Origin of the sequence: Frankia sp. CgMI4 (genome assembly GCF_001756285.1) — a bacterium.
Taxonomy (GTDB): Bacteria; Actinomycetota; Actinomycetes; order Frankiales; family Frankiaceae; genus Frankia; species Frankia casuarinae.
On the sequence record NZ_MAQZ01000043.1, the window covers coordinates 80,607 to 93,553 of the forward strand.

The 12,947-nt window shown below is 73.0% G+C and carries 7 protein-coding genes; 3 read left to right on the top strand and 4 right to left on the bottom strand.

The annotated features are described in order from the left end of the window. Window positions 1-124: 124 nt before the first annotated feature. The 4 genes from Manayef4_RS25645 to Manayef4_RS03595 all read right to left on the bottom strand — a co-directional run bounded on the left by Manayef4_RS25645 (window position 125) and on the right by Manayef4_RS03595 (window position 9,485). A complete protein-coding gene (locus Manayef4_RS25645) occupies window positions 125-5,278 on the bottom strand; it encodes a DUF5719 family protein (RefSeq protein WP_070130592.1) in 5,154 nt (1,717 codons plus the stop codon). A 27-nt stretch (window positions 5,279-5,305) separates the two neighbouring features. Beyond that, entirely contained in the window at window positions 5,306-5,935 is a 630-nt protein-coding gene (locus tag Manayef4_RS26535) for a WhiB family transcriptional regulator (protein ID WP_070130593.1), read from the bottom strand. 448 nt (window positions 5,936-6,383) lie between these two features. Further along, entirely contained in the window at window positions 6,384-9,050 is a 2,667-nt protein-coding gene (locus Manayef4_RS03590) for a bifunctional FO biosynthesis protein CofGH (protein WP_070130594.1), read from the bottom strand. Between the two features lie 138 nt (window positions 9,051-9,188). Continuing rightward, window positions 9,189-9,485, bottom strand: coding sequence for a hypothetical protein (locus Manayef4_RS03595; protein WP_011435197.1), 297 nt, complete (start codon window positions 9,483-9,485; stop codon window positions 9,189-9,191). A gap of 268 nt (window positions 9,486-9,753) precedes the next feature. On the opposite strand from Manayef4_RS03595, the gene Manayef4_RS03600 reads away from it, so the two are divergent. The 3 genes from Manayef4_RS03600 to Manayef4_RS03610 all read left to right on the top strand — a co-directional run bounded on the left by Manayef4_RS03600 (window position 9,754) and on the right by Manayef4_RS03610 (window position 12,865). Then, complete coding sequence (locus Manayef4_RS03600; protein ID WP_070130595.1) at window positions 9,754-10,362, top strand: TetR/AcrR family transcriptional regulator; 609 nt, start codon at window positions 9,754-9,756, stop codon at window positions 10,360-10,362. 162 nt (window positions 10,363-10,524) lie between these two features. Beyond that, window positions 10,525-11,544: a 2-phospho-L-lactate transferase gene (gene cofD / locus Manayef4_RS03605; RefSeq protein ID WP_023839904.1), complete on the top strand. Its 1,020-nt coding sequence runs from the start codon at window positions 10,525-10,527 to the stop codon at window positions 11,542-11,544. Further along, window positions 11,537-12,865 carry a coenzyme F420-0:L-glutamate ligase gene (locus Manayef4_RS03610; RefSeq protein WP_011435194.1) on the top strand — a complete coding sequence of 443 codons (1,329 nt, stop codon included), beginning with the start codon at window positions 11,537-11,539 and terminating at the stop codon, window positions 12,863-12,865. The genes cofD and Manayef4_RS03610 overlap by 8 nt, the downstream gene beginning before the upstream one ends. Window positions 12,866-12,947 lie beyond the last annotated feature (82 nt).

The following is a 12,947-nucleotide window of genomic DNA, read 5'->3' on the forward strand; positions in this document are numbered from 1 at the left end:
ACAGGGCGGGGTGCTGACGGCCCGGAAGACCGGAAACGTCACGAACCTCCCGCACGTCCTGGGAGGACGCCGACCGGTGCCCGGCCCGCCACGAGGCGAAGGTCGAAGGTCGGCGGACACAGGCCTAGCCGCGCTGATACAGGACGGTGGGATCCTCGATGGAGACCGGAGCGTCGAGGAGCCTCGACGCCCCCCACAACGGAACGACGGTGGAGATGCTCCGCRGCATCACGGGCTTGGGCATCCCGAAGGTCGACGACGCGGCGGTCGACGACGCGGCGGTCGACGACGCGGAGCCGGTGGAGCCGGAGGAACCGGAGGGGGTAGGCCCACGGGGCGGATCCCCGGATACCCGGCCCTCCCCCGRCGTACCGGGGGGAGGGCCGATCACGGCGGTGGCCTCCAGCGGGCCGCCGACCGCGACAAGCCGTCCACCGGCCCGTCCGATCGGCATGCGGGCAGTCGCGACGGTGCCCGGCCGTACCCGTACCAGCTCGCCGTCGATCCACGCCGTGACCGCTCCCGCCGGAGCTGCGAGCACGACGACGCCGGTCGCGCCGGGCGGCACCGGTGGGAGGGAGACGACCGCGTCCGGCGCGGATCCCGCCCCGGCGGCCAGCCCCGTCGGCCCGGAGAGGCCGACCGCCTGGCCGTACGCGTCGAGCCCGCGCGGGTCGAGCGGAGGATCAAGGCTGGTGGCGCCGACCCAGGTGGATCCGCCGGCCGAGCCGGTCGACCGCTCTCCCGCCCGGCCCGACGGTGCGGCCAGTCCGGCGAGCACCGGTGCGTCATCGGCCGATTCGACCAGGACCGCCGAGGCGGCGCCCGCCGGCAGCGGCACGGGCGTGGTGATCGCACCCGTGGCGGGCACGACGACGGCCTCCAGGCCGATCGGCGTGTGCCGACCCGTACCCGTGAGGACCGTGATGCGCACCGTGGCCTCCCGCAACGGTGCGGCGAGCACCAGGTGCGCCGTCGAGGACGCTGACCCCGCYGGGACGACGACCCCGCCAAGCAGGAGACGCCGGGCCGGGGCGGAGGTGCTCGGGACAAGGCTCACCGGATCCGCACGCCCCGCCCGGTCCGTCCCCGGCACCGAGTCCGTACGCCCCGCGCTGGGCCGGTCCGCGACCCAGGTGAGAACCCGGCCGGAGCGCACCTGGACGTCGAGCGCGGTCGCGGTGGCCTCCGGTGCGAGGGAGGCGAGTCGCCGGATCACCGCGTGCTCCGGGGGCACGGTGATGTCCTGCGGCGACGTCGCCGGTCCGTCGGAAAGCACCCGCACGTTGATCAGGGCCGGTTCATCTGCCAGATTCGACCAGATCACCACCGGATCCCGACCGGCCACGGTCGATGGTCCGGTGAACCAGACCCGGGCCCGGGACGGCTCGCAACGCGCCTGAATCGGCCCGACGCCGTCCATTGACCCGACGCCGTCTTTGTCCCGGGCCGTCACGGTGGCCGACAGTCCCCCGGCGGACGCACCCTGGGCGGTCACCAGGATCGATCCGCGGCTGCCCGCCACGCCGGTGACGGYGCTGCTCTCCGAGGGCCGCGGAAGGTCCAGGTGACGTCGACCACGGGCGTCCATCCGTAGTCCAAGCCCTTTGGTTGGAACCTCGGACCCCACCGTGGACACCCGCACCCGGCCCGTCGGTCCACCGCCGGCGGCCACGTCCAGGCCGAGCGAACGGGCCCGCCCGCCCGGCCCGTCCGGATCGGGTGCCACCAGCGTCAGGTCCGGGCAGGCCAGCATGGCKCCTGACAGCGGCCAGATCCGTCCCTTCCCGGCACCGGTGCTGGTGCTGGTGCTGGTGCTGGTGCCGGTGCCGGTGCCGGTGCCGGTGCCGGCGAGGAACGCCCCGGTCAGCCCGAGCAGTCCGAGGACCGCCAGCGGCAGCACCGTCCGCGAAACGACCGTCCGCGAAACGACCACGACGTGACACGACGGCCGCTGGTATGACGGCCGTTCGACCTTCCCGACCCGCCCCGGCTGCGTCGCAGCCGGGGGAGCCATCCGCCGCGACCGCATGACCGGGATTCCCAGCATGACCGGGATTCCCAGCAGGACGAGCGCGGCGAGTGCCGCAGCCTGGCCCACCACTGCCCGGTGGGGTGAAGTCCGGTCGTGGTCGATGCGGAGCCGACCGCCGTCGGGCGGCAGTTGGAATCCGGCTGCCCAGCCCCACGCCCGGAACGGAGCCAGCGGCCGGCCTTCCAGCCACGCGTGCCATCCGGCATCCGCCGGCACGGCGAGCACCAGGCAGCGTGCCGGGCCGGACCGGGCTGCGAGGGCGGGCAACCGCTCGCCGGAGGCCAACCGACGTACCGAGGAGGGCGCTGGCGGCAGCGGCGCCGAGAGGARGGGAGGAACACCCGGCGCCGTACCGATCGGGCGGGTTGTCGGCCTCGTCGCCGCGGGAGCGGAGTGCCGCGCCACCGGCTCACGACGATCGGCCCGATCGGACTCCATCACCCAGGCCAGGGGTCCGCCCGCCCACCCGGATGCGTCCGGTCGCGGCGCGCCGGCCCCACCGGGCTCTCCCAAGGCCGTCGCACCACGGGCCGMAACGGCGGGGCGCCAGAGGATCGCCCCCGGGCGGGGACGATCCCGGATCAAGGACGGCGTCGCGTCCAGGCGGGCGACGAGCTGAGAGGCCGAGTCGACCGTAGGTACAGCGACCGATGTCACGCCCAGAAGCGGGAGCCAGCCGGCTGCCCGGCCACCGTTGGTGGCGAGGTCCGCGACCATGTCGGCGAGGAACCGGCCGGACCGCCGCGGGGTGCGGGCGCCGGCCTCGGGAAACGTCGGCCCGGACGCGGAGGCCAGGGTGTACCGGATCGTTCTGGCCGAGGCCGGTTGGTGCAGGACGAGGACGCGGGCACCCGGCCCAGCGGCGCGGGTCACGGCCGCGACCGCGTGGGCGAGGGCGGACCCCTCGACGCCGGCCGGGTTCGCCCCTGTGGTGTCGCCGGGCCGGGCCACGTCCACGGCCAGGAAGCGGGCGGCAAGGATCAGCGGCCCGACGAGGAGGAGCAGCGTCACGGGAAGGACCACCAGCACGGCCGTGCGCCGCCGGCGGCCCCGCTCCCGGCCCGCGAGGCGGCCGAACAACCAGCAGGCCAGACATCCACCGACGAAGCCGGCCACATCGGCCCTGGGTCCGCTGTCCGCACCGGCCAGCAGGGCCAGGGAGTACTGGGGCAACCGGGCCAGGGTGATCGCCGATTCGGTGAGGACAGCGACGGGATCCACCCGCAGGTCCGGAAGCACCGGGATGATCGTCGCGAGCAGAGCGACGATCATCCCGGGCAGCCTGGACCGCGCGGTCAGGAACGCGACGACGACCAGGCCCGCCCAGGCGATGGCCAGCGTCGACGGGGCGCAGGCGATGAACCCGACCAGACAGATCGCGAGCGTCCACACCGGCCGGCCCGGCGCCCCRCCGACGCCAAAGCCGGAGCCGTCCCGCCGGTCCCGCAGGACCGCGTCGGCGGCGGCGAGCACCAGGGGAAGGCCGATCACCGCGCCCACGGTGTCGGTGCGGCCGGCGAGGACCGACCCGGTCATCACCGGGTTCAACCCGTAGCCGGCGGCGAGCCCGAACCGGGCGATCGGATGTGGTCCCAGCCGGGCGAGGGCCCGGTAGACGCTCAGGCCCGCGAGCGCCGGGCCGGCCGCCAGCAGGATCCAAGCGGCCGGCGCCGGCCTCCCCCCCAGCAGAGTGGCTGCCGCGGCGAGCAGCGCGGTGAAAGGGGGTGCCGGCCCAGGACCACTCAGAGGTCCATCGGGCGCCCCCGCCCATCCAGACCACACGGCCGACCACAGGTTCCGGCTGCCTGCCGGGAGCGGCAGGCCCCCGCCGAGCATGTCCGCCGGCATCCCCCGCATGGCCAGGAGCCCGACGGCACCCAGCAGGGCCGCCAGGGTCGTCGGCGGCCAGGCCGGCCGGCGCGGGTGCACATCCGGTCTGGGCCCGGTGACCATCAAGGTGGTGTCGGCGACGTCTTCGGCGGCTCCGGCCCGATCAAGGAGATCATCGGCGCCGGCTCCGCGCCGCCACGGCAGGCGGGCCGGGAACAACGGGCGGACGGCCCGATGCGGCACCGCCCACGTGCGGGCGGCGCGCCGACGCATCCGGCGCAGCTGCCATGGCCGCCCCAGCACGGTACCGGCGAGCGTGAGCTCGGCGAGCGCCGCCCGGCGTCGGCCGCGCAGGAGCAGGCCGAGGGTGCGCACGACCGTTCCGACGAGCAGGGCGACCACCATCGCCGGAAACAGCACCGTCGCCGTGTTCGCCAGCCGGACCCGTAGAACCCCCGCGCGGTCGGCCGATGCCCTGGGGAAGGCCGGCCCCCCGGAAAAGGCTGAGGCCGAGGTCACGGTCACCGTGGCCGACGGGACGACGACGACCCGTAGGCCGGCACGGGCCACCCGCCAGCCGAGATCGATGTCATGACCACCATCGAGCTCGGGGTCGAGTCCACCCAGCAGTCGCCAGACCACCGCCCGCACGAGCATGCCCGAACACGCGACGGCGAGGACGTCACGTACCCCGTCACACTGTCCATGATCATCATAGTCCGGGCGAATTCCGGGATGCCGTCGCCCGGCCCGGTCGACGCTCACCCCGGCTTCAACCACCCGGGGTCTCGTCACCGGCCGGGACCGCGCACCTGCCGGTCCAGCGGAACCGCCCGCTCCGGCGGGTGGGACGAATTTGGCGGGTGGGGCGGATTCCGGAGCGCGGGCGAGCAGTTTGGGGCCGAGGACGGCGGCGCCCCGGTCCAGCCGGGCGTAGGCCAGCAGGGTGYGCAACGCGCCCGGGGTGGGGATCGCGGTGTCGTCGAGGAGCCAGACGAATCCGTGCTCCGGTGGGTTCCCCAGCCGAGCCAGCCCCACGGCYACGGCGGCGCCGAACGGTGTGGCGGACGGCACCTCTACGACGAGGGGCTCGGCGACCGGGTCACCGGCCTGAGCATCCGCGCCGTCGGTGCCCGGGTCGACGGGATGGTCGGCGGACGGGAGGCGACCCTCCCCGTCCAGGGGAGACGCGCGTTGCCGGGGAACGCATCCCCCGCCACCGAGCCGCACCTCGACGACCCGGTCCGGCGGTCTGGTCTGGGCACGCAGGGCGGCCCGGACCTGGGCGGCAACGTCGGGTCCACCACCCCCTCGACCGAGCACGCAGACCGCGACGACCGGCGGCCCCGCGTCATCGGCCACGGTCACCGCGGCGACCGTGGCCGCCTGTGACCTGCCCGGATCGCCCGTCATGCGCCGACCGCCGGTCACCGGTCGGGATCAGACCGCTCGGCGTCGCTGCTTGCGCCTCTCCCGCTCGGACATGCCGCCCCAGATCCCGAACCGCTCGTCGTTCTCCAGCGCGTACTCCAGGCACTCGGCCCGGACCTCACAGCCCGAGCAGATGCGCTTGGCCTCGCGGGTCGAGCCGCCCTTCTCCGGGAAGAACGCCTCGGGATCGGTCTGCGCGCACAGCGCGCGTTCCTGCCACTCCATCGCCTCGCCGAGAAGGTCCCCCATCCCCAGATCGATCACCTGGGCGAGGGCGGACCTCCCGGCCGATCCACCAAGATCCTCCAAGTCCTYGGTCTCGGCCTCGTCAGCCTCGTCAGCCTCGTCAGCCTCGTCGACATCGTCGACATCGTCGACATCGTCGATGTCCTCGACGGAATCGTCCWGGATGTCCTCGACGAGGTCGGTGCCCTCGGCGACGGACCGACCGGTCAACTCGGGGAGGGCGGGAGCGGCCGTGGCCGGCACCCGCGCCCGCGCCCGCGGGACCGTTTCGGATGTGGCCCGGGTGTGCCGTTCGGTGARCACCCGCTCAGGGTGATCAGCGAACGGGTCATGCTCAGCGGGACGCTCGACGTCCGCGAGGACAGTGTGGACGCCCGCGTCGGCGTGCTCCATGTGGWCTCCTCCAGACCCGTCGCGGTGCGGTCGGCCACCCCTGGGCGCCGGCGCGCAGGTGACTAGTTTCCACACCGGTCAGGCGACGCACTACCGCACGAACCCCGCCAGCGGGGGGAATGACACGCCGGTAATTACACGCTCCAGACTCGATCGCGTCAACCCCACCGTCGCAACATCTTCTACAACCAGCGATGAGACCATAGCTCACAGTCACTACAGCCTGTCGCCGAGGGTCCACGCAACCCTCCCTTCCGTCACTCTGCGCGATCAGACGGGTCGCGGCAACGGCATTATCCCGCCMAGATCTAAAGGGCATAAACCCCTAAAAGGGCAGGTCTGAGCTCGGGYAACCGCCGCAGGCGCATACCGATCAGCCGCCAGACCCGGCAACCCCAGCCCATTCGACTACGGAGAGTAGTTTTTGGTGATCAGAACTTGGCGGGTGTCAGGACACCACCGGCAGCATGGCCCGGACGGTGCGGCCCCGGGCAGCGCGAAAGCGCTCGTCAGGGATCCGGCCATAYGTGGTGGTGCGTTGCCGAGCGGGACGACCCRCCCCCGCGRCCACCTCCTCGAGTTCGSCCACGGAGCGCCGCGAGCCGTGCTGCGAGCCGGYCATCCGACTGATCGTCTCCTCCATCAGCGTGCCGCCGATGTCGTTCGCCCCACCGGTGAGCACGGCCCGACAGCCCTCCACCCCGAGCTTGACCCAGGAGCACTGGATGTTGTCGATCGAGCCGTGCAGCAGAATGCGCGCCATCGCGTGCACAGCCCGGTTCTCCTGGCGGGTGGGRCCGGGACGAGCGACACCGGCCAGGTAGATCGGCGAGCTGTGATGGACGAAGGGGAGGGCCACGAACTCGGTGAAGCCGCCGGTGGAGTCCTGGATGCGCCGTAGCAGGCGCAGATGGGCCACCCAGTGTGCGGGGGTGTCCACGTGCCCGTACATCATCGTGGCCGAGGAGCGCAGGCCGACCCGGTGCGCGGTGGTCACCACCTCGACCCAGCTCGCCGCGGGCAGCTTGCCCTTCGTCAGCACCCAACGGACATCGTCGTCGAGGATCTCCGCCGCGGTGCCGGGGATCGTGTCGACGCCGGCCTCACGGGCCGCGGTGAGCCAGTCGCCGATCGACAGGCCGGTGCGGGTGACGCCGTTGAGAACCTCCATCGGCGAGTAGGCGTGCAGATGCAACCCCGGCGCCTGCCGCTTGATCTCACGGGCAAGATCGAAGTACGCGGCGCCCGGTAGATCGGGATGGATCCCGCCCTGGACGCAGACCTCGGTCGCGCCGACCGCCCAGGCCTGCGCCGCCCGGCTGCCCACCTCGTCCAAGGACAGCGTGTAGGCGTCGGCGTCCCCACGGCGTTGCGCGAACGCGCAGAACCGGCATCCGGTGTAGCAGACGTTGGTGAAGTTGATGTTGCGGTTGAYGACGTAGGTGACGTCCTCGCCCACGACGTCGCGGCGCAATCCGTCCGCGAGCGCGCAGAGCTCCTCCAGGGCGGCGCCGTCCGCGCCGAACAGGGTCAGCGCCTCGGCGTCGGTGATCCCGGCCGGATCGGACCCGGCGTGGCGCAGGGCGGCGAGCATGTCGGGGTCGATCCGCCGCATGGCACCGGCACCGGCAGCCGCGCCGGCCCGGCTCGCGATGGCCCGGCTGCCCGTGCCGACGACTCCGTCAACCCCCGTCCCGGCCGCGCTGACCTGTGCCCGAAGCGACTCCCAGTCACCGTAGACCGTGTCGAAGTCCGCCCGTTTCTCGCTGCGGCGCCCGACCGTGTCGACCGCGGCGTGCAGATCGGTGCGGCCGGTGTCAGCGAGTCCGCCGTCGGGCTCCTGCCAGGGGCGGCCGACCGGGAGCACGCCGTMGGCGAGCAGGCCGTCCACGCCGGCCAACGCCCCGACGTGTCCGGCCAGGCGCGGGTCGATCCACGGTTCACCGAGATGGGAGGGGTAGACGGTGAGCCGGGGCCGCAGCGTGAACCCGGCCTGCGCCGTCACGGCCGCCAGGACGTCCAGGTCCGGCCAGGGCCGCTCGGGGTTGACGTGGTCGGGGGTGACCGGGGAGACGCCGCCCCAGTCGTCGATGCCGGCCGAAAGYAGCAGGGCGCACTCCACGGTGTCAACGAGGTTCGGCGGAGCCTGCACCCGCATCGTGGGGCCCAGCACCAGCCGGGTGACCGCGACGGCCGCGGCCAACTCCTCGGCACCGACGTCGGGCGCGGAGCGCATCGCGGTGTCGTCCTTGGCGCGGAAATTCTGGACGATCACCTCCTGGATCGACCCATAGCGGCGGGCCAGACCTCGAAGCTCGAAGATCGTCTCGGCCCGCTCCGTCCGGGTCTCCCCGATGCCGAGCAGCAGGCCGGTCGTGAACGGGATCGACAACCGCCCGGCGTCGGTGAGGACCCGCAGGCGGACGGCCGGGTCCTTGTCGGGTGATCCGTAGTGCGCCCCGCCCGGCTCCGACCACAGGCGGGTCGCGGTCGTCTCCAGCATCATCCCCATCGACGGGGCCACCGGCTTGAGCCGGGCGAGTTCCACCCAGCTCAGTACACCCGGGTTGAGGTGCGGAAGCAGACCGGTCTCCTCCAGCACGGCGATCGCGACGGCACGCAGGTAACCCAGCGTCGAGTCGTAGCCGTGGGCGTCGAGCCATTCCCGGGCCGCCGGCCACCGATCCTCGGGACGATCACCAAGCGTGAACAGCGCCTCGGCGCAGCCCGCCGCGGCGCCCGCCCGGGCGATGCCGAGCACCTCGTCCACCGTGAGGTAGGGGGCGGGCAACCGGTGCGGCACGGTGGCGAAGGTGCAGTAGTGGCAGCGGTCCCGGCACAACCGGGTCAACGGGATGAACACCTTCGGCGAGTAGGTGACGACACCCGGCCGCCCGATCGACGCCAGACCCGCGTCGCGGACCCCGGCCRCCGAGCGGCACAGGTCCGCGAGGTCATCGCCGCGCGCGGCCAGCAGAATGGTGGCCTCTACCACGTCGAGCGTGGCGCCGTCCCGGGCCCGGCGCAGCGCCCGGCGTAGCGCCGACGGGGACGGTGGGGAACTGGATTCGGCACCGCTGGATTCGGCACCGCTGGATGTCGCCGCCGTACTCATCATGAATTCCTCTGATTCTCCGGCGGCGCCCCCGGCGCCCGGCAGGTGAACCGGTCCGGTCGGTGGCCATCGGGATCGAAGGGATGCGGTGTCGAAACGGTACTGAGCGGTTCGGGAGGAAACCCGGTCGGCCCGGAGTCAGGGGGTCACGCGGCCGGCCGCACGCCACCCGGTGGCGGGTCTGCGCAGCCGGTCGAGCGTGCCGATCAACATATTCGTCCGCCGGCGCGAGGCCAGCGTCTCGACCAGAGCCTGCGTCCGGTCGGCTCGCCGGCCGGCGCCGGCGACGTCGGACCCGTCCGGCGTCGTACCGGTGGTCTGTCGCATCTGGGCCCGGCGGGCGGCCACGACCTGGGGGGCGCGGACCCCAGCAAGCGCGCGATTAAGGGAGGCAGACAGGGCTTCGAGGCTCTTGGTGGTTCTGATATCGGACATGACGGTCCTTCCAGCAACGTAGAGAGCTGGGATTCACTCTCACAGCTCTCTCTAATCGGAATCAAGAGAAAGACGGTGAGCAGGACACATCCGCCCGAGACGTCCACCGGACCCCGCTACCCGAGCCCGGCCGGAGTGCACCCACCGACACCGGGACACGATTCCGATCATGCCGGCGTCGGGACGGCGCCGGCGTACCGCACGGGGGCTACCACTACTGGGCATCGATTTTCTCCTGCCCCACCATGGGAGTCGTTACGCTGATCAGGTGCCACGCAACCGCCAGGAGGTTCCCCGCGAGGAACGGATCGATGCGTTGCTCACCGTCGCCGAGGAGCAGTTCCTGGCCCGCGGGTTCGCCGGGACGTCCATCGCGGAGATCGCCCGTTCCKCCGGCATCGAACCGGGCTCCGTCTACTGGTATTTTCGGTCGAAGGACCACGCCTTCGCGGCGGTGCTGAACCGACTGCTCGACGTTGAGGTCGACCGGATCGCYGCGTTACCCGGAGACCCGGCGGCGAAGCTCTTCCTTGCCCTGGACTCGGTCGAGCGGCGCCGCACGCTGCATCCCTGTGTCGCCGAACGCGCCCCGCACGCCGCGCCGGTCATGGAGTACCACGAGCGGCTGCACGACTGGCTRCACGGGCTCGCGCTCGCCGCGGTGCACGACTTCGTGCCCGAACCCGATCGGGAGCTCGCGGCGGACGCGGTGGTCGCCACCATCGAGGGCGGGCTCGCCAACCCTGCACCCTCCCGGCCGACCAGCCATCTCGTGCACTTTCTGCTCTCGGCCTYCTGCACGGACACGCCGATACCGGCGAAGCCGGAGTTCCACGGATGGATGACGCCGTTGTTCGCCCGACCGAGGCTCGGTTAGGAACCCCGACCGAGGCTCGGTCAGGAACACGACCGGCGCGCCCGCCCCGGTCCGGAGAAATCCGTCCGTGGCCCGGCGGTGGCCGCTATCACCCCGGCCGGGAGATCCACCACCGCCCACCGGTGCCCCATCCGTCGGGGCGCGGTGCCAGGATTGGTCGGTGTGAGAGTTACAGCCCTGGCTGGCGGGATCGGTGGCGCCCGGTTCCTGCGCGGCGTGCTCGCGGCGCTGCCGGAGGCCGACGTGACGGTAATCGGCAACACCGGCGACGACATCACGTTGCACGGACTGCGCATCTGCCCCGATCTCGACACCGTCATGTACACCCTGGGCGGCGGGATCTCGGCCGAACGGGGCTGGGGGCGCGAGGGCGAGTCGTTCGTCGTGGCCGAGGAACTCGCCGCCTACGGCGTCGGGCCGGCCTGGTTCGGACTCGGCGACCGCGACCTCGCCACCCACCTGGTGCGCACCCGGATGCTCGACGCCGGCTACTCCCTCTCGGACGTGGTCCGGGCGCTGTGTGAGCGGTGGAAGCCGGGGGTACGGCTGCTGCCGATGTCGGACGAGCGGGTCGAGACCCACGTGGTGATCTCGGACGCCGACGGCCAGCGCGCGGTGCACTTCCAGGAATGGTGGCTGCGGCTGCGTGCCGCCGTGCCGGCACAGGCGATCATCCCGGTAAACGCGGAAAAGGCCAGGCCCGCGCCCGGCGTCCTGGCCGCCATCGCCGACGCGGACGTCGTACTGCTCCCCCCGTCGAATCCGGTCGTCTCGATCGGCACCATCCTCGCCGTTCCCGGGATCCGCTCGGCCGTGCACGAGACCGCGGCGCCGGTGGTCGGGGTGTCGCCGATCATCGGCGGCGCGGCCGTGCGCGGGATGGCGGACGCCTGCCTGGCCGCCATCGGCGTCGAGACCTCCGCCCAGGCGGTAGGCGTGCATTACGGCGGCCGGGGGCGCACCGCCGAGCCGGCCACCGCGCCCGCCACGACCGGGCACGGGACGGCCCCGCGCCCGGGAGACGGGACGGCGGACGGCCTGCTCGACGGCTGGCTCGTCGACACCGCCGACGCCGGCGCGACCGTTCCCGGCGCGACCGTGGCCGCGACACCCCTGTTGATGACCGATCTGAAGGCCACGGTGGCGATCGTCCGGGCGGCTCTGGAGCTCGCCGGTGTCTGAGCGCAGCGCGGAACGGGCGCTGCGCGTGTTCCCGCTCACCGGCATCGGCGAGGTCCGTCCCGGCGACGATCTCGCCGTCCTGGTGGCCTCGGCCGTCCGGACGCACGGCCCGACACTCGCCGACGGCGATGTCGTCGCGGTCACCTCAAAGATTGTTTCGAAGGCCGAGGGACGGCTCGTCACGGTGTCCGGCGACCGCGAGGAAGCCAGACAGGCCATGATCGACAGTGAATCGGTACGCGAGGTCGCCCGGCGCGGCCCGACCCGGATCGTCGAGACGCACCACGGTTTCGTCCTCGCCAGCGCGGGGGTCGACGCGTCGAACATCGCCAAGGACTCCCTCGCCCTGCTCCCGGTGGATCCGGACGCCAGCGCCAGGCGGCTGCGGTCGGGCCTGGCCACCGTGCTCGGCGTGGATGTCGCCGTCATCGTCACCGATACCGCCGGACGGCCGTGGCGGCGCGGCCTGACCGACATGGCCGTCGGGGTGGCCGGCATGGCGGCGCTGCGCAGCCACGTCGGCGACCTCGACGGCTACGGCAACGAGCTGGGGATGACCGAGGTGGCCGAGGCCGACGAGCTCGCCGCGGCCGCCGACCTCGTCAAGGGCAAGCTGGGCGCCACACCGGTGGCAGTCGTCCGCGGCTACGGCCGGCTGCCCGACGACGGCGCCGGCGGGCGGGCACTGCTGCGTCCCGCTGGTGAGGACATGTTCCGCCTCGGCACCCTCGAGGCGCGCCGGGCGGCGCTGCGCGACCGGCGCACCGTGCGGGACTTCTCCGACGCCCCGGTCGACCCGGCCGCGGTCGACCGGGCGATCGCGGCCGCACTCACCGCCCCGGCCCCGCACCACACCACACCATGGCGTTTCGTGATCGTGACCGAGCGGCACGCCGCGCTGCTCGACGCGATGGCCGAAGCCTGGGCGGACGATCTACGACGCGACGGGTTCGACGAGGCGGCCGTCGAGCGTCGGCTTCGGCGCGGCGAGGTGCTGCGGCGTGCCCCGCTGCTGATCGTTCCGATCATGGTCCTCGACGGCGCGCATCCCTATCCGGACGCCCGCCGCGCCGCCGCCGAGGAGCGGATGTTCACCGTCTCCGTCGGGGCCGGGGTGCAGAACCTGCTCGTCGCCCTGGCCACGGAGGGTCTGGGGTCGTGCTGGGTGTCGTCGACGCTGTTCTGCCCGGAGGTGGTCACCCGGGTGCTCGACCTGCCGGCCGATTGGACACCGATGGGCGCGGTCGGGGTCGGGCACGCCGCCGCGCCCGCACCCGCCCGACCGGACCGCGATACCGCGGCGTTCGTCCTCCACCGCTGACCTCGTGGCCGACCTCTTCCGGGTGGCCCGGCTCCGGGATGATCCGGGACGCCACGGTCACGGTGCGGCGTGGCGGAACAGG

Bases quoted from the DNA above. Each gene is read 5' to 3' on its own strand.
- Manayef4_RS03595 (WP_011435197.1), bottom strand. From the start codon at position 9,485: ATGTCCGATATCAGAACCACCAAGAGCCTCGAAGCCCTGTCTGCCTCC.